This window comes from Streptomyces sp. NBC_00086 (assembly GCF_026343255.1).
In the GTDB taxonomy this organism is placed as follows: domain Bacteria; phylum Actinomycetota; class Actinomycetes; order Streptomycetales; family Streptomycetaceae; genus Streptomyces.
In genome coordinates this window covers 7385039-7407789 of the sequence record NZ_JAPELZ010000001.1, presented here as the reverse complement: position 1 = coordinate 7407789, position 22751 = coordinate 7385039, and the positions used below count along the sequence as shown (strand labels likewise).

Annotated in this window: 20 protein-coding genes; 9 read left to right on the top strand and 11 right to left on the bottom strand. The window is 72.0% G+C overall.

The features are described 5' to 3' along the window. Window positions 1–34 precede the first annotated feature (34 nt). Window positions 35–664: a TetR/AcrR family transcriptional regulator gene (locus OG276_RS33560; protein WP_266911172.1), complete on the top strand. Its 630-nt coding sequence runs from the start codon at window positions 35–37 to the stop codon at window positions 662–664. On the opposite strand, the gene OG276_RS33555 is transcribed toward OG276_RS33560, so the two are convergent. Next, complete coding sequence (locus OG276_RS33555) at window positions 661–2139, bottom strand: LVIVD repeat-containing protein (RefSeq protein ID WP_266911170.1); 1479 nt, start codon at window positions 2137–2139, stop codon at window positions 661–663. The two genes, OG276_RS33560 and OG276_RS33555, sit on opposite strands and share 4 nt — an antisense overlap. An 85-nt stretch (window positions 2140–2224) precedes the next feature. On the opposite strand from OG276_RS33555, the gene OG276_RS33550 reads away from it, so the two are divergent. Further along, the gene (locus OG276_RS33550) at window positions 2225–2878 is read left to right on the top strand and encodes a DUF305 domain-containing protein (RefSeq protein ID WP_266911168.1); all 654 of its coding nucleotides are present in this window, start codon (window positions 2225–2227) and stop codon (window positions 2876–2878) included. A 52-nt stretch (window positions 2879–2930) separates the two neighbouring features. After that, window positions 2931–4286 carry an FAD-dependent oxidoreductase gene (locus tag OG276_RS33545; protein ID WP_266911166.1) on the top strand — a complete coding sequence of 452 codons (1356 nt, stop codon included), beginning with the start codon at window positions 2931–2933 and terminating at the stop codon, window positions 4284–4286. Between the two features lie 8 nt (window positions 4287–4294). Here OG276_RS33545 and OG276_RS33540 read toward each other — a convergent pair whose 3' ends face one another. Continuing rightward, window positions 4295–4642, bottom strand: coding sequence for a helix-turn-helix transcriptional regulator (locus tag OG276_RS33540; protein WP_266911164.1), 348 nt, complete (start codon window positions 4640–4642; stop codon window positions 4295–4297). A 134-nt stretch (window positions 4643–4776) separates the two neighbouring features. Then, window positions 4777–5877 carry an NADH:flavin oxidoreductase/NADH oxidase gene (locus tag OG276_RS33535; RefSeq protein ID WP_266911162.1) on the bottom strand — a complete coding sequence of 367 codons (1101 nt, stop codon included), beginning with the start codon at window positions 5875–5877 and terminating at the stop codon, window positions 4777–4779. Window positions 5878–6081: 204 nt separating this feature from the next. On the opposite strand from OG276_RS33535, the gene OG276_RS33530 reads away from it, so the two are divergent. Next, window positions 6082–7173 carry a sialidase family protein gene (locus tag OG276_RS33530; RefSeq protein ID WP_266911160.1) on the top strand — a complete coding sequence of 364 codons (1092 nt, stop codon included), beginning with the start codon at window positions 6082–6084 and terminating at the stop codon, window positions 7171–7173. A gap of 39 nt (window positions 7174–7212) precedes the next feature. On the opposite strand, the gene OG276_RS33525 is transcribed toward OG276_RS33530, so the two are convergent. After that, window positions 7213–8820: a von Willebrand factor type A domain-containing protein gene (locus OG276_RS33525; RefSeq protein ID WP_266911158.1), complete on the bottom strand. Its 1608-nt coding sequence runs from the start codon at window positions 8818–8820 to the stop codon at window positions 7213–7215. A gap of 150 nt (window positions 8821–8970) precedes the next feature. Continuing rightward, the gene (locus OG276_RS33520; protein WP_266911156.1) at window positions 8971–10269 is read right to left on the bottom strand and encodes an ROK family protein; all 1299 of its coding nucleotides are present in this window, start codon (window positions 10267–10269) and stop codon (window positions 8971–8973) included. 161 nt (window positions 10270–10430) lie between these two features. Here OG276_RS33520 and OG276_RS33515 point away from each other — a divergent pair, with 161 nt between their 5' ends. From OG276_RS33515 to dgoD, 5 genes are all read left to right on the top strand, one after another. Then, complete coding sequence (locus OG276_RS33515) at window positions 10431–11453, top strand: SMP-30/gluconolactonase/LRE family protein (RefSeq protein WP_266911154.1); 1023 nt, start codon at window positions 10431–10433, stop codon at window positions 11451–11453. Then, window positions 11450–12076 (top strand): bifunctional 4-hydroxy-2-oxoglutarate aldolase/2-dehydro-3-deoxy-phosphogluconate aldolase, encoded by a 627-nt coding sequence (locus tag OG276_RS33510; RefSeq protein WP_266911152.1) that lies wholly within the window; start codon window positions 11450–11452, stop codon window positions 12074–12076. Before OG276_RS33515 ends, OG276_RS33510 begins: the two co-directional genes overlap by 4 nt. Then, entirely contained in the window at window positions 12073–13014 is a 942-nt protein-coding gene (locus OG276_RS33505) for a sugar kinase (protein ID WP_266911150.1), read from the top strand. The genes OG276_RS33510 and OG276_RS33505 overlap by 4 nt, the downstream gene beginning before the upstream one ends. A 63-nt stretch (window positions 13015–13077) precedes the next feature. Beyond that, the gene (locus OG276_RS33500; RefSeq protein ID WP_266911148.1) at window positions 13078–13830 is read left to right on the top strand and encodes an SDR family NAD(P)-dependent oxidoreductase; all 753 of its coding nucleotides are present in this window, start codon (window positions 13078–13080) and stop codon (window positions 13828–13830) included. After that, window positions 13827–14972, top strand: a complete 1146-nt coding sequence (dgoD, locus tag OG276_RS33495; protein WP_266911146.1) for a galactonate dehydratase — start codon at window positions 13827–13829, stop codon at window positions 14970–14972. Before OG276_RS33500 ends, dgoD begins: the two co-directional genes overlap by 4 nt. Window positions 14973–15071: 99 nt before the next feature. Here dgoD and OG276_RS33490 read toward each other — a convergent pair whose 3' ends face one another. The 6 genes from OG276_RS33490 to OG276_RS33465 form a co-directional block, all read right to left on the bottom strand. Continuing rightward, window positions 15072–16112, bottom strand: a complete 1041-nt coding sequence (locus tag OG276_RS33490; RefSeq protein ID WP_266911144.1) for an ABC transporter permease — start codon at window positions 16110–16112, stop codon at window positions 15072–15074. After that, window positions 16109–17617, bottom strand: a complete 1509-nt coding sequence (locus tag OG276_RS33485; RefSeq protein WP_266911142.1) for a sugar ABC transporter ATP-binding protein — start codon at window positions 17615–17617, stop codon at window positions 16109–16111. Before OG276_RS33485 ends, OG276_RS33490 begins: the two co-directional genes overlap by 4 nt. A 189-nt stretch (window positions 17618–17806) precedes the next feature. Next, a complete protein-coding gene (locus OG276_RS33480; RefSeq protein WP_266911140.1) occupies window positions 17807–18850 on the bottom strand; it encodes a substrate-binding domain-containing protein in 1044 nt (347 codons plus the stop codon). Between the two features lie 212 nt (window positions 18851–19062). After that, entirely contained in the window at window positions 19063–20397 is a 1335-nt protein-coding gene (locus OG276_RS33475) for an ABC transporter substrate-binding protein (RefSeq protein ID WP_266911138.1), read from the bottom strand. Between the two features lie 82 nt (window positions 20398–20479). After that, the gene (locus OG276_RS33470; protein ID WP_266911136.1) at window positions 20480–21439 is read right to left on the bottom strand and encodes a carbohydrate ABC transporter permease; all 960 of its coding nucleotides are present in this window, start codon (window positions 21437–21439) and stop codon (window positions 20480–20482) included. 4 nt (window positions 21440–21443) lie between these two features. Further along, window positions 21444–22370, bottom strand: coding sequence for a carbohydrate ABC transporter permease (locus tag OG276_RS33465; protein WP_266911134.1), 927 nt, complete (start codon window positions 22368–22370; stop codon window positions 21444–21446). Window positions 22371–22751: the final 381 nt, after the last annotated feature.

Genomic DNA, 22751 nt, shown 5'->3' with positions numbered 1-22751 from the left:
TACTGGCTGCGAGCCAGTCAACGCAGGAGCAAGCATGTCCCCGCGCAGCGCATCGGTCAATGAAGAATTGCGCAGGCGTTCCCGGGAGCGGTTGCTGCACGCCACGGTCGAGCTGGTCGCGGAGCGGGGCTACGAGGCCACCACCCTCGGCGACATCGCCGACCGGGCCGGAGCCGCCCGCGGTCTGGTGTCCTACTACTTCCCCGGCAAGCGCCAGCTCCTGCAGTCCGCCGTGCACCGGCTGATGCACCTCACCCTGGAAGCGGCGCTGGAGCGCGAGCCCCGTACGCAGGACGGCCGCGAGCGCCTGGCCCGGGCCATCGACGCGATCCTCGGGCTGGCCCGGGACCAGCCCCGGCTGATGCGGACCCACATGGCGGGGATCCTGCAGGCGGAGGGGTTCGTGCAGTGCGTCGAGCAGCAGCGGCTCGCGGAGCTGCTGCGGGACACCGTCGTCCGGTACGGATCGACTGAGGTGGACACCGACTACCCGCTGCTGCGGGCGCTGTTGATGGGTGCGGTGGTGGCGGTGCTGCTGCCGGGCGCGCCGATGCCGGCGGCCCGGCTGCGGGCCGAGCTGTTCCAGCGGTACGGGCTGGACTGGGAGTCGGGTGTCCCGCCGGACGGTGGACCGCCCGGCGGAACGTTTCCCTCGCCCCGTTAGTGGTACACGGGCTGGGTCTGCACGTTGAGTCGGTCCAGCCACACCCACTTGGCGCTTTCGGTGCGCCAGTCGTCGAGCCTCAGCACGTCGAGGCCCTTGACGATGTCGTTCGAGTAGATGTGCCCGTTGTAGTAGTACGCGGACCAGGAGCCGCCGAGGCCGAGCTTGTCGGTGGTCAGCGGGCCCCGCTCGAAGTAGGCGATCTCCTTCGGGCTGGTGGAATCGGTGAACTCCCAGACGGAGATGCCGCCCTGGTACCAGGCCTGGACCATGATGTCGCGGCCGCCGCCGACCGGGACCAGCGAGCCGTTGTGGGCCACGCAGTTCTCGGTGTCGGCCTGCATGCGCGGGATCTTGAAGTAGCTCTTGAAGACCAGCTTGCGCTGGTCACCGCGGCCGGTGATCTCGTAGATGCCGTCGGCTCCCCGAGTGGGGCCGGTGGCCTCGTTGCAGGTGGCGCCGCCACCGCCGCCCAGCTCGTCGGTGAACACCACCTTGTTCGCCCGCTCGTTGAAGGTGGCCGAGTGCCAGAACGCGAAGTTCACGTTGTCCTGGACCCGGTCGATGACGCGCGGCTCCTCGGGCTTGCTGATGTCGAAGAGGATGCCGTCGCCCATGCAGGCGCCCGCGGCGAGGTCCTTGGAGGGCAGCACGGTGATGTCGTGGCAGCCCGTGGTCTTGGAGACGCCCGGGTTGGTGGGCCCGCCCGGGTTGCCGCCGTCCGGGAAGAGGATCGGGAAGGCCACGACCGCGGCCTGCGTCGGGCTCTTCTTGGGGACCTTCACGACCGAGATGCCGTCGTGCGGCGGCTTGCAGTCGGGGAACGCGTCGTTCGGGTTGTAGGAGGAGACGTAGAGGTAGTCGTCCCGGCCGCCCGGCACCAGCGTGTGGGTGTGGGAGCCGCACGGGGTCTCGACGGACTTGACGTACTTGGGGTTCTTCTTGTCCTTGATGTCGAAGATCCTGATGCCCTCCCACGAGGACTTCTCCGTGGCGGGCTGCGAGACGCTGTTGCAGGAGTCGTCGCTGCGCGAGGAGTCGGTGGACAGGAAGAGCAGGTCCCCGTCGACCGAGATGTCGTTCTGCCCGCCGGGGCACAGCACTTCGGTGACCTTCTTCGGCTTCCTGGGGTTGCCGATGTCGTAGATCACGAAGCCGTTGTAGTTGCCCGCGTAGGCGTACTTGCCCTGGAACGTCATGTCGGAATTGATCTGGTTCGGGTCGGTACTGGGGATGTTGGCCAGGGGTTTGATGTTGCGGCTGTGGACGATCTCGTCCTGGCCCGGTATCTCGCCGGGCGCCAACTCCCGGCCCGCGCCGGCCGCGGTGGCGGCGCTCTGTGGCGCACCCGCGCCCGGGAGCAGGTCTCCCGGATCGGGGGTGGCGGCCGCGGGTCCGGCCGCCAGTAACGTGGTGAGGAGTCCGGCCGCGGCTGCGGCCACTCCCAGGGATCTGCGCCGTCTGCTGGTGTGCATCGAGGTCACTGTGCCCTCCCATGGGTCCGATCGGTTCCGCCCGTGGTGGGAACGGAACGCGGACCCCGGCAGTATGGTCCTTAGCATGGACATGGCGAAAGTCTCACTCGGGCGAATCGTCGCAGCGGCCCTGACCGTCGGGCTCCTGCTCCCCCTCACCGGCTGCCGGGACGGCGGCGGTACGGACGGCGCGGCCGACGGCGAGCCGGTGGTGGTCGCCCCCGGCAAACCCGGCGAGAAGGCGCGCACCATCTCCCCCGAACAGGCCGCGAGGGAACTGCCCGACGACACCCCCAACGCGGCGGACCGAGCGTACGTGCGGAACATGATCGAACACCACGGTCAGGCACTGACCATGAGCGCGCTCGCTCCGGACCGGGCCGCGTCCGACGGGGTCAAGCGGCTCGCCGAGCGGATCGCGGCCGCGCAGAAGCCCGAGATCGGCGCGATGGAGGGATGGGCGGCCCGCAACCCGGCGCCCGGCGCCGCCCCGGGGGGCCACGACCACGCGGCGATGCCCGGCATGGCGACCGAGAAGCAGCTGGGGGAACTGACCGCGGCCAGGGGGGCGGACTTCGACCGGCTCTTCCTCGCCCTGATGACCGCCCACCACGAGGGCGCCCTGAAGATGGCGGGCGAGGTGCTGGCCGCGGGCAACAACACCGCCGTGGAGGAGATGGCCAACGAGGTGGCGGCCACCCAGAGCGCCGAGGTCCACCGGATGCGCGCGATGGGCTGACGCCCCCGGCCCCCGGTGTCATGCTGGGAACACCTGCGGGAGGAGCTCCGCCGTGCTTCGTATCGCCGTCGTCGGATCGGGCCCCAGCGGGGTCTACGCCGCACAGACACTCGTACAGCAGCGTGAGGTGCCGGGAATCCGGGTCGACGTGCTCGACCGGCTGCCCGCCCCGTACGGGCTCGTGCGCTACGGGGTGGCCCCCGACCACGAGAAGATCAAGTCCCTGCAGGGCAGCCTGCGCACCGTGCTGGAGGACGAGCGGATCCGCTTCCTCGGGAACGTCGAGGTCGGCGGCGAAGCCCTGCCCACCGCCCGGCTCCTGGAGCTGTACCACGCGGTGGTGTACTGCGTGGGCGCGGCCCGGGACCGGATGCTCGGCATCCCCGGCGAGGACCTGGCCGGGGTGCACTCCGCCACGGCCTTCGTGTCCTGGTACAGCGGCCACCCGGACGCCGCGGCCGAGGCCTTCGGGCTTCCCGGGGTGGATTCGGCGATCGTGGTCGGCGCCGGGAACGTGGCGGTCGACGTGACACGGATCCTGGCCCGGGGCGTACCCGAACTGGCCCCCACCGACATGCCGCAGCCGGCGCTGGGCGCGCTCGGCGCCAGCGGGGTGCGCGCCGTCCACATGGTGGCCCGGCGCGGGCCCTCGCAGGGCAAGTTCACCACCAAGGAGCTGCGCGAGCTGGGCACCATGCCCGGCGTGGACGCGCTGGCCGACCCGGCGGAACTGGCCCTCGACCCGGCGTACGCGGACCCTGGCGCGGCCCTGCCCGCCGCGAACCGGCGCAACGTGGAGGTGCTGCGCGGCTGGGCGGCCGCCCCCGCGAGCGGCGGGGACCGGCGGATCGCGCTGCGGTTCTTCCTGCGCCCCGTGGAGGTGCTCGGCGGCCCGGACGGCCGGGTCACCGGGATGCGGTTCGAACGGACGGCTCCCGACGGCCTGGGCGGGGTCACCGGCACGGGGGTCTACGAGGACGTCCCGGCGCAGTTGGTCCTGCGCTCGGTGGGGTACCAGGGAGTTCCGCTGGACGGGCTGCCCTTCGACGAGCGGCGCGGTACGGTCCCGCACGCGGCGGGCCGGGTGCTCCGCGAGGGCCGCGCCTCCGTCGGCGAATACGTGGCGGGCTGGATCAAGCGCGGCCCGACCGGGGTCATCGGCACCAACCGGCCCTGCGCGAAGGAGACGGCCTCCTCCCTGCTCCAGGACGCGGGGGCACTGGCCCGGCGCGATCGCGAGCGGGACCCGCTGGAGGCCCTGCTCCGGGCCGGACTGCGGCCGGTCCGGTGGCCGGGGTGGCTGGCGATCGAGACGGCGGAGGCGGAACTGGGGCGGTCCCTGGGCCGACGCTCCGTCAAGATCCCGGACTGGGCGGGCCTGCTGGCCGCGGCGGGCGGCACGGACTGATCCCCGCGTCAGCCCCGGTCGCGCGTCTCCTCGGCGGCGGCCGCCGCGAGGACCCCGTCGAGCAGTCCGGGGAACAGCTCGGAGAGATCGGCGCGGCGCAGTCCGTTCAGCTTGGCCGTGCCGCGGTAGGACTGGCGCACGACACCGCTCTCGCGCAGGACCCGGAAGTGGTGCGTGGTCGTGGACTTGGTGACCGGGAGCTCGAAGTGCGAGCAGACCAGCTCGGCGTCGGTGGCCGCGAGCTCGCGGACGATGGAGAGCCGAACCGGGTCGGAGAGGGCGTGCAGGACCCCTTCGAGCCGGATCTCGGCCGCCTCGGGGTGGGCGAGGACACGGGTCGCGTCACGTTCCGTCATGTCCGTACTCCACTCACTGGGCGGTACCGCGATGCCGCGGTTCGGGGTATCCCTCCATCGTACGAGAACCATCGTAGGAACGGAGCCGAACGGCCGGGTGCGGCGCGGGAGCCCGGCCCCCGCGCCGCGCCGGTTCACCAGGCGAGCCGGTACTGCCCGGCCGTACGGATCTGCGCGCCGAGCTCGGCGGCCGCGCGGCGGGCCCAGTACGGGTCGCGCAGCAGTTCGCGGCCCAGCAGGACGGCATCGGCCTCGCCGTTGGCCAGGATCTTCTCGGCCTGCTCCGGTTCGGTGATCAGGCCCACGGCGGCGACCGGCAGGGCGGTCTCGGCCTTGACCCGGGCCGCGAAGGGCACCTGGTAGCCGGGGCCGACCGGGATCGTCACGCCCGGGGCGAGGCCTCCGGAGGAGACGTCGAGGAGGTCCACGCCGTGCTCCGTGAGCAGCCCGGCCAGCCGGACCGTCTCGTCCGCGGTCCAGCCGTCCTCCTCCAGCCAGTCGGTGGCGGAGATCCGGAAGAACAGCGGCAGCTCCTCGGGCCACACCGCCCGTACGGCGTCGACGACTTCGAGGGCGAGGCGGGTGCGGTTCTCGAAGGAGCCGCCGTACTCGTCGGTGCGCTTGTTGGTGTGCGGGGAGAGGAACTCGCCGATCAGGTAGCCGTGGGCGCCGTGGATCTCGACGACCTGGTAGCCCGCGGCGAGCGAGCGCCGGGCGGCGGCCGCGAACTGCTCCACGATCTCCCGGATCTCCCGGACCGTCAGCTCGTGCGGCACCTGGTGGTCCGCGGAGAAGGGCACGGGGCTCGGAGCGCTGGGACGCCAGCCGTGCGCCTCGGGTCCGACGGGCCGACCACCCTTCCACGGGCGGTCGTTGGAGGCCTTGCGGCCCGCGTGGGCGAGCTGGATGCCCGCAACCGCGCCCTGGCCCTTCACGAAGGAGGTGATCCGGCGCAGCGCCTCGACCTGCGTGTCGTTCCAGATGCCGAGGTCGTACGGGGAGATCCGCCCCTCGGGTGTGACGGCCGTGGCCTCCTGGATGATCAGGCCGGCGCCGCCGGTGGCGCGGGCCGCGTAGTGCGCGAAGTGCCAGTCGTGGGCGACCCCGGCGTCCGGGCCGGAGGGCTCGGCGCTGTACTGGCACATCGCGGCCATCCACACCCGGTTCGGGACGGTGACCGAGCGGATGGTCCACGGCTGGAACAGGGCGGCGAAGGAAACGGGAGCAGCACTCATGAGGGGTCTCCGGGGGGCGACTGGAAGCGCACCGGGGAACCGGCCGCTAAGTACGAGATTCACCGTACTACGAATTCTCTCGTAGTACGAGACCCTTCGTACGACCGGGCGGGCCAGCGCGCCGCGGCCTGCCTCTGTCAGTGGTCGGGTGCAGACTGGCGGAAAAGCTGCCGTGCAGGACAAAGACGTCCGGAGGTGTCGGCCATGACCGACGTGGTACTGCTCGCGGGGACCCGCAAGGGACTGTTCATCGGCCGCCGGGGGTCCGGCGGCACCTGGGAGTTCGGCGAACCGCACTTCAACGCCCAGGCGGTCTCGGCCGTGGCCATCGACCGGCGCGCCGGCGCGCCCCGGCTCCTGGTCGCCGGGGACAGCACGCACTGGGGGCCGTCCGTCTTCAGCTCCGACGACCTGGGCGCGACCTGGCGGGAGCCCGCGGCGGCCGCCGTGAAGTTCCCCGAGGACACGGGAGCCTCCCTGGAGCGGGTCTGGCAGCTCCATCCGGCCGGCCCCGAGGCCCCCGGCGTGGTCTACGCGGGCACCGAACCGGCCGCGCTGTTCCGCTCGGCCGACCACGGCGAGTCCTTCGAGCTGGTCCGCCCCCTGTGGGAGCACCCGACCCGGGACAAGTGGGTTCCGGGCGGCGGCGGCGAGGGCCTGCACACGGTGATCACCGACCCGGGCGACCCGGATCTGGTCACGGTGGCGGTCTCCACGGCCGGGGTGTTCCGGACCACGGACGGCGGGGCGAGCTGGGCCCCGTCCAACCGCGGGGTCTCGGCGGTGTTCCTGCCCGATCCGAACCCCGAGTTCGGCCAGTGCGTGCACAAGATCGCCCAGGACGCCGGGGACACCGGCCGGCTCTACCTGCAGAACCACTGGGGCGTCTACCGCAGCGACGACGCCGGGACCCGCTGGACGGACATCGGCGGGGGCCTGCCCTCCGACTTCGGCTTCGCCGTGGCCGCCCACCCGCACCGGCCCGGCACCGCCTACGTCTTCCCGCTCAACGCCGACTCCGACCGCGTCCCGGCGGAGCACCGCTGCCGGGTCTTCCGCACCAGGGACGCGGGCGCCAGCTGGGAGCCCCTGACGAAGGGACTGCCGGCCGGCGATCACTACGGCACGGTGCTGCGCGATGCGCTCTGCACGGACGACGCGGACCCGGCCGGGATCTACTTCGGCAACCGCAACGGCGAGCTGTACGCCAGCCAGGACGACGGGGACAGCTGGCAGTTGCTGGCCGAGCACCTCCCCGACGTCCTGTGCGTACGGGCCGCCGTACTGGACCACTAGCGGCGGCGGCCCCGTACCCGCACCCCCTCGTCCGGGCGCTCAGCCGGTGAGCGCCCGGGCCTCGTGCACGGACTGCGCCAGCTGGCGTACGGCCGGATCCTCGGTGCTCCCGAACAGCCGGTCCGCGTGCCCGGCCAGGGTCCCCAGCGGGAGGGCGCCCGGTACCCGCTCCCAGCCTCCGTCGCGCTCGCGCAGGGCGGAGGCGAAGTAGGCCGCCACCGCGGTGACCTGGAAGCGGGTGGACGCCCCGGTCCACACGTCGCCGGACAGGGCCGCCGCCTCGATCTTGCCGGATTCCTCGTGCGGCGCCCGGGTGCGCGGGTCCAGCCAGCGCACCGTCGCCGTAGCCAGGTGTCCGGTGGCGCCGGGGCGCAGCCGCACCGCGTACAGGGCGGTCACGGTGTGGCCGGAGCCGACCTCTCCCCCGTCCACGTTGTTGTTCCTGAAGTCGCCGTCGGCGACGCGGCGGTCGTCGTAGCCGATCAGCCGGAACCGTTCGACGGTCTGCGGATCGAAGGCGACCTGGGCCTTGGCATCGCGGGCCCGCAGCTGCACGTGAGCCGGCAGGTCCTCGCAGAACACCTTGCGGGCGCCCTCCGCGTCGGAGACGTAGGTGGTGTGTCCGTCGCCCCGGTCGGCGAGCTGTTCCATGAAGGCGTCGTTGAACTGGCTGCCCACACCCACGCCGAACAGGGTGATGCCGTGCTTGCTCCGGGCTTCGCCGATCCGGTTCAGGATGGTGTCGGCGGAGGTGGCGCCGGTGTTGGCCAGGGCGTCGGAGAGCAGGACGACCCGGTTGGTGGCGCCGGGCCGCAGGGACTCGACCGCCACCTCGTACCCGCGGACGACCCCCGCCTCCACGTTGGTGGAGTCGGCGGTGCGCAGCGCGGCGACGACCTCCTGGATCCGGTCGCGGTGGCCCTCGACGCGGGTCATCGGCAGCCGGGTCTGGGCCTTCCCGCTGAAGGTGACGATGGCGACCGAGTCGTCTTCGCGGAGCTGGTCGGTCATCAGCTTCATGGAACTGCGGACGAGGTCGAGGCGGCCGGGCTCGGCCATGGAACCGGAGACGTCCACGACGAAGGTCAGCGCCGCCGGCGGCCGCGCCTCGGCGCCGTCCGCCCCGCCGTTCCCGACGCGGGTGGCGAGGCCTACGCGGACCAGGGACCAGTTCGCCTCGGTGGTGCGGGCCCCGTCCACGGTGACGGAGAAGCCGTCGCCGTCGGGCTCCTGGTAGTCCTGGCGGAAGCTGTTGACGAACTCCTCGGGGCGCACGGTGGCCGGGTCGGGGAGCTTGCCGTCCGCGAGGGTGCGGCGGGCGTACCCGTAGCTGGCGGTGTCCACGTCGAGCGCGAAGGTGGAGAGGTAGTCGGCGGGCGGTGCGGTGGGGCGCCGTCCGTCGCTCTCGCCTTCCGTGCTCTCCCCGCCGGGGCGGGTGGCGGACGGCCGCGGCCCGGAGTCGCCGCCCTTCCACTCCCCGTCGGCGCTGCGGCTCGCACCGCCGCTTCCGCAGCCGGTCAGCAGGAGGCCGCCGGCGAGGAGCGCGGCGGTCAGTCTGCCGTAGGTTCTCCGCCGGGCCGGGCGGCCCCTGAGCGACGTGCCGGGGGTGCGGGGCGTGCCGGGCGTGCGGTCCTGGTGGGGCTCCATGCGGTCTCCCTCGAACGTCATCGGTGCTGAATGGGACGTCCGGGAGCGCGAGTTGGAGCAATCGAACCTGTTGCGAACAGGTATCGAAGCGACAACGGCCGGCCGGGGAGGCGCCCGAGGGCCCGGCGGCCCGGCGGCCCGGCCGGGACCTCAGGCGACCGGCCGGGTGCGGGCCGCGCGGCGGCCGGCCTTCACGGGTCCGAAGGTCTCCCGGTCGTCGAGGAAGCCCTCCAGGGCGAACGTCGCGGCGCCGAGGCTCACGGGGTTGTTCCGGACGGCACTCAGCCGGAGTTCCACCGAGTCCAGGGCGTGGGGCAGCGCGTGCCGCGCGACGACGTCCCGCGTCTCGCGGAGCAGCCGCTCGCCCAGCCGCTCGGCCGTCGGCCCCCCGATCACCAGGACCTGCGGGTCGAAGAGGTTGAGCAGGTCCGCCACGGCCGTGCCCAGGTGGAGGGCGGTCCGGGTGACCGCTTCGACGGCGGCCGGGTCGCCCGCGGCGGCGGCGCGGGCGAGGGCGTCCACGACCGCCGCCTCGTCGCCGTGGCCGGTCATGGCGCCGTCCGGGGCCGTTTCCCGGACCGTCCTGGCGACGCCGGCGGTGCTCACGTACGCCTCGACGCAGCCGCGCTTGCCGCACCGGCACTCCCGCCCCCCGTCGACGAGACGGGTGTGCCCCCACTCGCCCGCGCGATTGGCCGCGCCCCGGTACAGGGCGCCGCCGATCGCGATGCCCGCGCCGACGCCCCCTCGCAGGGTCACCACCACCAGATCGTCCACGTCCCGGCCGGCCCCGAACCACATCTCGGCGACCGTGCTCGCCTTGAGCGGGTTGTCCAGGTAGAGGGGCATGCCGAGCCGTTCGGCCAGCAGGGCGCCCAGCGGCACCTCGCGCCAGGACCAGTACGGCGAGAAGACGGACACGCCGCCCTCCCGCTGGACGACGCCGGGGACGCTGACTCCGGCTCCCAGTACCTGGGCCGGGCGGGTGCCCGAGGCGGTCATCAGCTCCTCCACGGCGGCCGCGATCGTGTCGACGACATCGGCCGGCCGGACCTCCAACGCCTCTCGGGCCTCCCCGGCCTCCGCGGCCTCCTGCAGGGGCAGGGGCACGGGCAGGGGCATCTCCACGCTGTGCAGCACGCGCAGCTTCAGGTCGAACAGCTGGGCCTGGAGGGTCGTTTCGGCCACGTCGATGCCGATCAGGGACCCGCGCCCGGCATTGACCTCCAGGCGTGCCCGCGGGCGCCCGCCGCTGGAGTCCTCGTGCCCGGCCTCGGCGAGCACCTCGGCTTCGAGGAGTTCCGCCACGAGGTTGGCGACGGTCGCGAAGGACAGCCCGGTGGCCACCGCGATGTCCTGCCGGGTCACCTGCCCGGGGACCGCGTAGACGCACCGCAGCACGTCGAACCGGTTGCCGCGCCGGATGTCCTGGGCAGTGCGCCTGACCATGTGCCGTTTCCTCCCCATGGGTGGTGAGCGATCGGGTGTGGCGAGTGATCGGGATGTGCCACGTGGTCGCACGAGCTTATTCCAGGCATTGGAGGAAGAGTATTTACAGGGGTTAGACGAAGTCCTAGAGTTTGCCCGCGGAACCGACAAGGAGCAACGACATGCAATGGACCGCGGTCCCCTGCGCCCCCGAGCCCGGACTCCTGTCCGAAGGGCCGGTCTGGGACGCGCACCGCCAAGAACTCCTCTGGGTCGACATCACCGCCGGCCTGATCCACCGCGGCGCCCTCATCGCCCGCGCCGACGGCACCGGACCGCCCGACGTGGCGCCCCTGTGCACCCTCACCCTCGACCGGCCGGTCGGAGCCGTGGCGCCCTGTGCGTCCGGCGACCTGATCGCCGCCGCGGGCACCGGCTTCCTCACCGTCGGCGCGACGGGCCGCGCCGCCCCGTTCGCCGCCCCGTCCCTGCCCTCCGACGGGGTGCGGCGCCGGATGAACGACGCCAAGTGCGACCCGCGGGGCCGGCTGCTGGCCGGGACGATGGCGTACGACATCACCCCCGGCGCGGGATCCCTCCACCGCCTCGACCCGGACGGCAGCGTCGCCACCCTCCTCGACTCGGTGACCATCTCCAACGGCCTCGGCTGGAGCCCCGACGGACGCCGGCTCTACTTCGCCGACAGCGCGACGCACCGCGTCGACGTCTTCGACTACGACCCGCCGTCCGGCGCGCTCGGCAGCCGTCGTCCCTTCGCCCGCTTCGGAGCGGACGAGGAACCGGACGGGCTCGCGGTGGACACCGAGGGCCGCGTGTGGGTGGCGGTCTGGGGCGCCGGCCAGGTCAGGGCGTTCGCCCCGGACGGAACGCCGTACGCCGTCGTCGACGTACCCGCCGCACACGTCTCCAGCTGCGCCTTCGCCGGGCCCGACCTCGACGTCCTGGTCATCACCACCGCCCGCGAAGGGCGCAGTCCCGAGCAACTGCGCGCCGAACCGGACGCCGGACGGCTGTTCGTCTGCCGGCCGGGGGCCACCGGGCTGCCGATCGCCCCCTTCGCCGACGCGCCCGCGCCCGCGCCCGCGTCCACCCCCGCACCCCGGCCCGTACCTACCGGACCCGCCGACCCCGCTGCCGCCCCCGGCCCCACGACCGCCCACGATCAACAGGGAGCCCCGTCATGACGGACCTGTTCGACGCCGTCACCGCCACCCCGGTGATCGCCATCCTCCGCTCCGGCACGGCCCGGCACCTCGCCGACGTCGCCGACGCCCTCCACGCCACCGGGGTGCGCGCCGTCGAGTTCACGCTCACCACCCCCGGCGTCCTGGCGGCGCTCCGCGAGTACGCCGCGGCCAAGCCCGACGGACTGGCCCTCGGCGCCGGCACGGTCATCACCCCGGCCGACGCCCAGCGGGCGGTGGACGCGGGCGCCACGTACCTCATCACCCCGGCGACCTGCCTGGACGTCATCGCCGAGGGACGACTGCTCGGAGTCCCGGTACTGGCCGGAGCGTTCACGACGAGCGAGATCCTGTCCGTGTGGCAGGCCGGTGCCGCCATGGTCAAGCTGTTCCCGGCCTCGGTCGGCGGACCGCAGTACGTGAAGGCCGTGCGCGCACCCCTCGGAGCGATACCGCTCGTCCCGACCGGCGGCATCGCGCTCGACCAGGCCGCCGGCTACCTCGCCGCCGGCGCCACCGCCCTCGGCATGGGCGGTCCCCTGGTGGGGGACGCCTGCGAGGGCGGCAGCCTGGAAGCCCTGCGCGAGCGGACCGCCGGCCTGCTGGAGGCGATCAGCCGATGACCGCGCTCGTCACCCTCGGCGAGGCGATGCTCGTGGTCGCCGCGACCGACCCCGGGCCGCTGCGCAGCGGCTCACCCGCCCGCCTCGCCTTCGCCGGCGCGGAGGCCACGGTCGCGATCGGTGTCCGCCGCCTCGGCCACAGCGCCTCCTGGACCGGCCGGGTGGGCGCCGACGCCGGCGGCACGGTGATCCTCGACGGACTGCGCGCCGAGGAGGTCGACATCAGCCGCGTCGTCCGCGACGACAGCGCACCGACCGGGCTGATGCTGCGGGAGCGCCGCACCGCGGACCACACGCGCGTCGGCTACTACCGGCGCGGGATGGCCGGCTCCCGCCTGGTGCCACGCGACATCGATGAAGAACTGGTCGCCGGGGCGCGCGTCCTGCACGTCACGGGCATCACGCCCGCGCTCGGCGACGGCCCCCGGGCGGCGGTCCGAAGGGCCGTCGACCTCGCCCGTGCGGCCGGCGTCACGGTGAGCCTGGACCTCAACTACCGCTCGCTGCTGTGGTCCCGTACGGAGGCGGCCGCCGAACTGGCCCACCTCGTCTCCCGTGCGGACGTCGTCTTCGCCGGGCCGGAGGAGGCCTCGCTCGTCGTCCCCGCGGCGGACCCCGCCGGGATGGCCCGTGCGCTGCTGCGCCTCGGTCCCCGCGAGGCGGTGCTCAAACTCGGCTCGCGGGGCGCCCTCGCCGCCGTCGGCGACGAGGTGACCCCCCAGGGCGTCGTCCCCGTCACGCCCGTCGACCCCATAGGCGCCGGTGACGCCTTCGTCGCCGGCTACCTCGCCGCACTCCTCGACGGCGGCACGGTCCCCGACCGGTTGCGGACGGGCGCGGCGTGCGGCGCGTTCACCGTCGCGGCGTACGGCGACTGGGAGGGCCTGCCCCGCCGGGCCGAACTGGCCCTCGTCCACGGCGACGACGTGACCCGCTGACCGACCCGGGCCGGCTCGCCCGTACGGACTCCCCTCCCCCTTCCACCACACAGGAACCACATCATGAACCGTTTCCACGGGAGGACCGCCGTCGTCACCGGCGCTTCCTCCGGCATCGGCGCCGCCGTCGCCTCCCGCCTCGCCTCCGAAGGCGCGGCCGTCGTCCTCGCCGACATCGCCGTACAGGCGGGCGAGACCCTCGCGGAGACGATCCGCGAGCGCGGCGGCCGTGCCGCGTTCGTCCCCTGCGACGTCTCCGACGAACAGCAGTGGACCGCCCTCCGCGAGCGGACGCACGAGCTCTTCGGACCCGCGGACGTCATCCACAGCAACGCCTTCGCGCACCGCGACGCCCCGGTCCACGACCTCACCCCCGCCGACTGGAACCGCGAGATGTCCGTCAACCTCACGGCGGTCTACTTCGCGGTCCGCACGTTCCTCGGCGACCTGCGCGCCACCCGGGGCTCCTTCGTCGCCACGTCCAGCGTGCACGCGCTGTTCGGCCTGCCGGGCTATCCGGCGTACGCGGCGGCCAAGGGCGGGATGTGCGCGCTCGTGCGCCAGCTCGCCGTCGAGTACGGCCCCGACGTGCGCTTCAACTCCGTGCTGCCGGGGCCGATCCTCACCGAGACCTGGGACGGCGTCGCGGAGGACGGCCGCGAACTGTCGGCCCGGGCCACCGTCCTCGCCCGGCTCGGCCGCCCCGAAGAGGTGGCCGCCGCGGTCGCCTTCCTGGCCTCCGACGAGGCCTCGTACATCACCGGAACGAGCCTGACCGTGGACGGCGGCTGGGCCGTCAAGAAGGAGTCCAAGTGAAGATCACCTCCCTGCGTACGTACCTGGTGGCCCCGCGCTGGTGCTTCCTGCGCATCGACACCGACGAGGGCATCACCGGCTGGGGCGAACCCGTCGTCGAAGGCCGGGCGCACACCGTCGCCGCCGCCGTCGAAGAACTCTCCGACTACCTGATCGGCAGGGACCCGCTGCGCATCGAGGACCACTGGCAGGTCCTCACCAAGGGGGGCTTCTACCGGGGCGGTCCCGTGCTCTCCAGCGCGGTGGCGGGCATCGACCAGGCCCTGTGGGACATCGCCGGCAAGGCGATGGGCGTCCCGGTGTGGCAGCTGCTCGGGGGCAACGTCCGCGATCGCGTCCGGGTCTACAGCTGGATCGGCGGCGATCGTCCGACCGACGTGGCCGAGGAGGCGGCGGCCCGCCGGGACGCGGGCTTCACCGCGATCAAGATGAACGCGTCGGCGCAACTGCGCCTGATCGACACCCCGGAAGCCGTGCACGGCATCGCCGACCGGGTGGCGAGCGTCCGCGCCGAGGTCGGCAACGGCTTCGACATAGCCGTCGACTTCCACGGCCGGCTCACGCTCCCCATGGCGCGTCGCGTCCTGCCCCTGCTGGAGGAGTTCCTCCCCCTCTTCGTCGAGGAGCCGGTGGTGCCGGAGCTGAGCGACCGCATCGGCGAGGTCGTACGGTCCACCAGCATCCCGATCGCCACGGGGGAACGCCTCTACTCGCGCTGGGACTTCAAGAACGTGCTCGCGGCGGGCGTGGCCGTCGCCCAGCCCGACCTGTCCCACGCCGGCGGCATCTCCGAGGTCCGGCGCATCGCGGCGATGGCGGAGGCGTACGACGTCTCGCTGGCCCCGCACTGCCCGCTCGGACCGATCGCGCTGGCCGCCTGCCTCCAGGTCGGCTTCGCGACGCCCAACCTCCTGATCCAGGAGCAGAGCCTCGGCATCCACTACAACGACGGCTCCGACCTCCTCGACTACCTCGTCGACCCGTCGGTCTTCCGCTACGAGGACGGCCACGTCGGCCTCCCGACGGCCCCCGGCCTGGGCATCGAGATCGACGAGAAGGCAGTCGAGCGCGCCGCCGAGCAAGGCCACCGCTGGCGCAACCCGGTCTGGCGCCGCGACGACGGCTCCCAGGCCGAGTGGTAGCCGGACCGCGCTGACCCGACAGATCGCGCCGGACTCCCGCCGCAACGGCGGGAGTCCGGCGCCGCTGTGAGCGGCGCCGGACTCCGGGGAGAGGACTTTTCAGTGGGGAAGACCGACCGCGCGTTCGCCGCTGCGGCGCTGCTGGATGACGACCGCGATGACCAGCAGTGCGCCCTGGGCGACGTTCTGCCAGAAGGTGTTGATGCCCTCGACGGTCAGCCCGTTCTCCAGGCAGCCGAGCAGGGCCACCGCGAGGAGCGTGCCGCCGATGCCGCCCTTGCCGCCCTTGAGGGCGGCGCCGCCGAGCGCCGCGGCGGTGATGGCCTTCAGTTCGAGGCCTTCGCTGCCGGAGACCGGCTGCCCGGAGCCCGTACGAGCCGTCAGCAGGATGCCGGCCACCGCGGCCACCACGCCGATCAGGGCGTAGACGCAGATCAGGTACTTGTTGATGCTGATGCCGGCCAGTCGTGCGGCGGTGTCATTGCCGCCGATCGCGTACAGGTTGCGCCCGATGTCGGTGTACTTGAGCAGCAGGTGCACGGACGCGGCCACGACGATCAGGATCCAGACCATGGCCGGAACTCCGGCGATCTTGCCGCGCCCCAGGAAGACGAAGACGTCGTCACCCAGGACGTAGCCCTGGGCGCGGCCGTCGGACAGCAGCTGGGCGAGGCCCTTGTAGGCGGCGAGGCCGGCGAGCGTGGCGATGGTGGGGTTGACCCGTCCGTAGACGATGACCAGGCCGTTCAGCGCACCGACGAGAACGCCGACGCCGACCGCGGCGGCCATGGCGAGCAGAGCGCCCGAACCCGTCGCGGTGAAGACCATGGCGCTGACGACGGACGCGACGCCGACCTGCGAGCCGACGGAGATGTCGAGTCCGCCGCAGATGATGACCACGGTCTGCACGACGGCGAGCAGCCCGGTGATGGTCGCCGCTTCGGCGATCACCTGCATGTTGGACAGGCTCAGGTAGTTGTCGTTGAGGAGGCCGAACAGGGCCAGGACGACGACGAGTGCGCCGATGAGGCTGATGTTTTGGCCGTCGACGCCGGCCAGGAGCCCGGGCCTGCGCGAAGCGCGGCCGTCGCGGCCCCGGGGGCTCTTCGCAGCCGGGACGGGAGTGCTGGTGAGGGTCATGATGATGCTCCGGCGCCGGCGCCGACGATGTCGTCGGCCATGGCGAGTTCGAGGATGGCTGCTTCGGTGGCTTCGCTGCGGTCGAGCTCGCCGGTGATCCGGCCGCCCTGCATGACGACGATCCGGTCGGCGAGGCCGAGGAGTTCGGGGAGTTCGGAGGAGATGACCAGCACCGCGACGCCCTCGGCGGCGAGGTCGGCGATGATCTGGTAGATCTCCGCCTTCGCGCCGACGTCGATGCCGCGAGTCGGCTCGTCGAGGATCAGCACCTTCGGTTTGCGGGCCAGCCACCGGGCCAGCACGACCTTCTGCTGATTGCCGCCCGACAGCTTGCGCACCTCGTGGTCGATCGATGGGGTGCGCACCCTGAGCCGGTCGGAGTACTCCTGGGCGAGCCGGCGTTCGGCCGTCCGCCGTACGAACCGCAGGCGCCTCAGCCGGTCCAGTACGACGAGGGAGGCGTTGTCCTTGACGGACTGCTGGAGGAACAGCGCCTGCGCCTTGCGTTCCTCGGGTGCGAGACCGAGTCCGGCGCGGATGACGTCCCCCGGCCGGCCGCTGCGCAGGGTCACCCCGTCCAGCGTGGCGGTACCGGCGCGGACGGGCCTGTCGCCCGCGAGCGCCAGGGCGAGTTCGGAGCGGCCGGCTCCGATCAGGCCGGCCAGGCCGACGACTTCACCGGCGTGCACGCGCAGCGAAATGCCGGTCACGTCGTCGGTCGTCAGGTTCCGGACGTCGAGGACGAGCCGGTCCGTGGCCACCCGCTGCCGTACGAACATGGCGGACAGATCGCGGCCCACCATCAGGCGGACGAGCTCGCCCTCGTCCGTGGTGCGGGCGTCCCGGACATCGACGAGGCTGCCGTCGCGAAGGACCGCGATGCGGTCGGCGAGCTGGAAGATCTCCTGCATGCGGTGCGATACGTACACGATCGCGATGCCCTCGTCGCGCAACCGCCGGATGAGCGCGAACAGTGCGTCGACCTCGTGCTCCGACAGGGAGGAGGTGGGCTCGTCGAACGCGATCAGCCGGGCGGTGGTGTCACCGGTCAGCGCGCGCATGATCTCCACCAGCTGCCGCTGGGCCGCAGTGAGTTGGGATCCGATCAGGTCCGGGTCGAGCACGTGCGCGAAGCCCAGCCGGTCGAGGTCGGCCCTGATCCGACGGTTGAGCTCCGCCCGGTCCAGGAGGCGCCCCCGCTTGCGGGGCAGGGACCCGGCGTAGACGTTCTCCGCGACGGAGACGTGCGGGACGATCTCGGGTTCCTGGGGGATGATCCTGATGCCGGCGGCGCGTGCGCGGGCCGGGGAGTCGAGCACGACGGGCTCCGCGTCGACGACCACCTGACCCTCGGTGGGCTGGTGGTCGCCGGTGAGGATCTTCAGCAGCGTGGACTTGCCCGCACCGTTCTCGCCCATCAGAGCGGTGATCTGTCCGGCGGGGAAGTCGAGCGTGACGCCGCCGAGCGCCCGCACCTCGCCGAAGCGTTTGACGATTCCGGACACCCCGACGGACGAGGAGGGGGATCCCGCGGGTGGCGGGCCGTCTTGGGATCCCGTGGCGGGGGCCGGTTGATGCGATGGGCTCATGTCTCGGTTCACCTCGAAGGCAGGGTGCAGGCGTGGTGGGGGTGGCCCCGACGCGTCGGGGCCACTGCGGGGGTGGATGTCCGACGCGTCGGGGAGCGGGGGCACTCAGCCGCAGGCGAGTCCGGCGCTCTTCCACGAGCTCTGGTCGACCATGGTGGTCGGGGCGAAGGCCTCGGCGGGGAAGTCCTTGCCGTTCTTGAGCTTGTCGTACATGGTCTGGACGGCCAGGGCGCCGACGTCCTTGCCGTTGATGAACAGCGCGGCCTTCATTCCGGACGGCTTGTCCGACTGCCACTCCTTGCAGGCCAGGTAGGCGCCCAGGCCCACTCCGACGACGTGGTCGGGGCCGACTCCGGCGTTGGCGAGCGCGGTGACACCGCCCATCACGTTCTCGTCGTTGCAGCCCCAGACCACCCAGTGCTTGACGCCCGCGTTGGCGGTGACCGTGGCGGCCATCTTGTCCTGGGCGCCGGTGGGCGTGTTGTCGGTGGGGACGTCGATGGACTTGACGCCGGGAACGGCCGCATCGAATGCCTTCTTCGCGGCCGCGACCCGGTCACCGCAGACGGTCACGTCCTGCTTCCAGGCCGCGGCGACCCGGGTGTCGGCGGCCGTCCAGCCGGCCTTCTTGAACTCGGCGGCGGCGCGCTTGCCGACCTCCTCGCCCATCTGGGCGCCGCTGAACCCGATCCGGGGGACCAGGTCGCTCTTGGCACAGGCGGCCGGGTCCGGGCCGGTGGTACAGATCTGGTCGTCGGAGGTCAGGAGCGCGACCTTCCCGTCCCTGGCGGTCTCGATGACCTGCGGACCGACCGCCGGGTCCGGCACGACGATGATGACGCCGTTCGTCTTCTGGGCGATCGCCGCCTGCACTTCGCTGACGGTCTTGTTGGCGTCGTTGCCCAGGTTGACGACCTTGAGGTCGATGCCGAGCTCCGCGGCCTTCGCCTTCGCACCGGCGGCCTCGCCGATGAAGTACTCCTGGTCGCCCTGCTTCTGGAGGTACGTGATCGAGATCTTGCCGTCGACCTTGGCGACCTGGTCTCCGGTGGAGCTCTCCGTCTGGCCGGACGAGCAGGCCGCGCTCAGTCCGAGCGTGACGAGAAGACCGGTGGCGGCAGCCGCGCGGCGGGGGGCGGATCGGAACATCGGGGGGCTCCTTGATGCGTGCGGCAGCCGCCGCGCCCGGGGGCGTGCGGGGGCCGGTCCGAGAGGGAGGAGGGAGAAGAGAGGGACGCGACGGGAGGCGCGGGGCACCCCATCCGGGCATCACAATCACTCAGAATCAAACAAAAAACACCATCACTTGCACCCAAGAGGCTCCGGCCGCCCCCGCGGGGAGACCGGAGCCGTGGACGCACCTACTGGTTGACCGTGAAGCCCTGGTCCTTGCCGTACTTGACGCTCGCGTCCTGCCAGGCCTTCAGGCCGTCGGAGAGCTTGGTCGGGGAGACGTAGGCCTTTCCGGCGGTGTCGTTGAAGACCGAGTTCGCGTACACCTGGTAGGGCAGGTAGTTCCAGTCGACGCCGACGTTACGGGCGGACTCGGCGAAGATCTGGTTGGCCTTCTGGCCGCCGAAGTACGGGAACGGGGCGTCGAGGAACGCCGGCGACTCCAGGTCGGCACTGGTGGCCGGGAAGGCCCCCTCGGCGACGCGGGCGCTCGCTCCGGCGCCCGTGGTCACGAACTCCGTGAAGGCGTAGGCGAGTTCCTTGTTCTTGGAGGCCTTCGGAACGGCGAGCGAGCTGCCGCCGTTCTCCGCGCTCACCTTGGCGCCCTTCGTCCACTGCGGCAGCGGGGCGACCCGCCAGTCGCCGGAGGCGGAGGCGACGCCGGACGTGAGGTTGGCCGGCATCCAGGCGCCGATGGAGAGGGTGGCGATGGAGCCGTCGGCCAGGCCCTTGTACCAGGCGTCGCTCCAGGAGCTGATCGGCGCGACCAGCTTCTCGTCGAGGAGCTTCTGCCAGGTGGCGGTGAACGTCTTGGTTCCCTCGTCGCCGAAGTTCACGGTGACGGCCGTGCCGTTCGTCTTGTACGGGCGGCCACCGGCCTGCCAGATGAGGCTGGTGGTGGCACCGGCGTCGCCCGTGTCGTTCGTGATGAAGATCTTGGGGTCGGCCTTGTGGAGCGCGCGGGCCGCCTCCACGTACTCGTCCCAGGTGGTCGGCACGTTGATGCCGTGCTTGTCAAAGACCTGCTTGTTGTAGAAGAACGCCATCGGACCGGAGTCCATGGGCAGGGCGTGGATGGCCTTGCCGTCGGTGACCGCGTTCCACGGGCCGAGGGTGAAGCTCGTGCCGTACTTCTGGGCTCCGTAGGAGGACAGGTCCTCGACCGACTCGCCGATGGCGAACTGGCCGAGGGCGTAGTACTCGACCTGCGCCACGTCGGGAGCGCCGGAGCCGGCCGCTATCGCGTTCTGCAGGGCGGTGTACTGCTTGTCGCCGGTCCCGGCGTTGACCAGCTCGACATCGACCTTGGGGTACTTCTTCTCGAAGTCCTCCGCGACCTTCTTGAGCGTGGGTTCCCAGGCCCACACCGTCACCTTGCCCCCCTTCTCCAGTGCGGCCTCGATGTCCTTGGGGCCGCCGCCGGCACCGTCCGAGGCGTCGGAGCCGCAGGCCGTGGCGGTGAGGGCGAGTGCGGAGACGACGGCGAGCGCGCCGAGGAGTCTGCGGGCGGTACGAGTTCTCATGGGGTGTGCTCCTGGTCGGTGGTGCGGGAGGGCGTGCGGAGGGGCGGAGAGCCGTGACGGGAGGGAGGCCGGGGTGGGGCAGTCATTCCTTGACGCTGCCGGCGGCCAGGCCGGACTGCCAGAACCGCTGGAGCAGCAGGAAGACCGCGACGATCGGGACGATCGTCAGCAGGGAGCCGGTGATGATGAGGTCGAAGACGGCCTCGCCGCCGGCCGTCTGGGCTTGGGCGTTCCAGGCGTTGAGGCCGAGCGTCAGCGGGTACCAGTCGGGGTCCTTGATCATGATCAGCGGCAGGAAGTAGTTGTTCCAGGTCGCGACCATCGAGAACAGCAGCACCGTGACGGTGCCCGGCATGAGCAGCGGCAGCGCGATCGTGAAGAAGGTGCGCAGCTCGCCCGCGCCGTCGATGCGCGCGGCCTCCAGAAGCTCGGTGGGGACCGCCTCGGCGGCGAAGACCCACATCAGGTAGAGCCCGAAGGGCGAGATCAGGGACGGGATGATCACCGCCCAGGGAGTGTTGGTCAAGCCCATGTTGCTGAACATCAGGAAGGTGGGGACCGCGAGCGCGGTACCGGGCACGGCCACGGCCCCGAGGACCACCGCGAAGACGGCCCGGCGGCCGGGGAACTCGTACTTGGCGAGGGCGTACCCGCCGAGTACGGCGAGGACCGTGGCGCCGCCCGCGCCGGCGGCGACGTACAGCAGGGTGTTGAGCAGCCAGCGGACGAAGACGCCGTCGTCGTACGTGAGGGTGCGGGTGATGTTGTCCCAGAAGTGCGTGTCTTCGGCGAACCAGAGGCCGAAGGAGTCGAGCAGTCCGTTCTGGTCCTTGGTGGCGTTGACGAGGAGCCACGCGAGGGGAAGCAGGGTGTAGACGAGGACCAGGCCGGTGACGACGGTCAGCGGGATGCTGGGCCGGGGGTTGAGCGGGGTGTGCGGGCGGCGCTTGCGGCGCCCGGCCGCCGGTGCGGCCGGGACTGCCGGGGCTGCCGCCGGGGCGGGGCTCGTAGTGGACGCCGTCGTCGCGAGGGAGGTGGTCATCGGCTCAGCCCTTCCGCATGCCGCGCAGTTGGACCGTGTAGGCGATGATCGCGGTGATCACACCCATCACGATCGCCACGGTCGCCGCGTAGTTGTGCTGCTGGCCCGCGAAGGACAGCGAGTAGGTGTAGAGGTTCGGGGTGAAGTCGCTGGTGATCGCGTTGGGGGCGAGCTTCTGGAGGATGCTCGGTTCGTTGAACAGCTGGAAGCTGCCGATGATCGAGAAGATCGTGGCGATGACGAGCGCGCTGCGGATCGCCGGCAGTTTGACCGAGGTCACGATGCGCCACTCCCCCGCTCCGTCGATCGCCGCGGCCTCGTAGAGCGAGCGGGGCACGACCTTGAGGGCCGAGTAGAAGATCAGCATGTTGTAGCCGACGAACTCCCAGGTCACGATGTTGCCGATGGACGCGAGGACCAGTGAGGGAGAGAGCGGGTCGGGCAGTGTGACCCCGAACGCGTCGTTGATGTTGCCGACGAGGCCGAAGCGCGTGCCGTAGATGAAGCCCCAGATGAGGCTGGCGACGACAGCGGGGACCGCGTACGGCAGGAAGACCGCCACGCGGAAGAAGCTCTTGCCGTAGAGCCGGCCGCTGTCGATCGCGAGGGCGACGAGCAGGGCGATGCCGAGCATGACCGGCACCTGGACCAGGAGGAACAGGCCCACCCGGGCCAGTCCGTCCCAGAAGCGCGGGTCGGTGAGGGCCTCGCCGTAGTTGTCGAGTCCGACGAAGGAGGTTCCGCCGATGAGCCGGTCCTTGAAGAGGCTCAGGTACAGGGCGTATCCGATCGGCGCGAGGAACACCAGGCCGAAGACCGCGACGAACGGGCCGGCGAACCCCCATCCGGCCCATGCCTCCGTGCGGAGGCGGGAGCGCGCTCGGCGGCGGGGCGGCGGGGCCGCCTGTGCTGACGTCGACAGGAGCGTCATGGTGGTTCCTTGCGTCGGTGACCGACCGGTCGGGAACGGAGCGGGGAAGCAGAACCTCCGGGCCGGAAGGCTGGAGGAGGTCTGGGCCGATGAGTCGATGTTTACGTAATCATCGCGATGGCTTGATGCTGCACCACCCCCAGATGGGCGTCAAGCACAAAGAGGTAGCGAAGAGGCGGAATTCAGGTGATGAATGCCGGCGGCTCGCGGACCCATCGGGTCGCGGCGGCCGCACGGACTCACCGCCCTCGCACGGGCGGTGAGGGAAAGGTGCAGGTGGGAACGGAAGGGGGGATCGACCGACACCTCTGCGCCCTCACCCCGGGAGCCGGAGGGGGCGGAGGAGGCGGAGGAGAGGAGCTCGGCTCAGCGGCGCGAGGG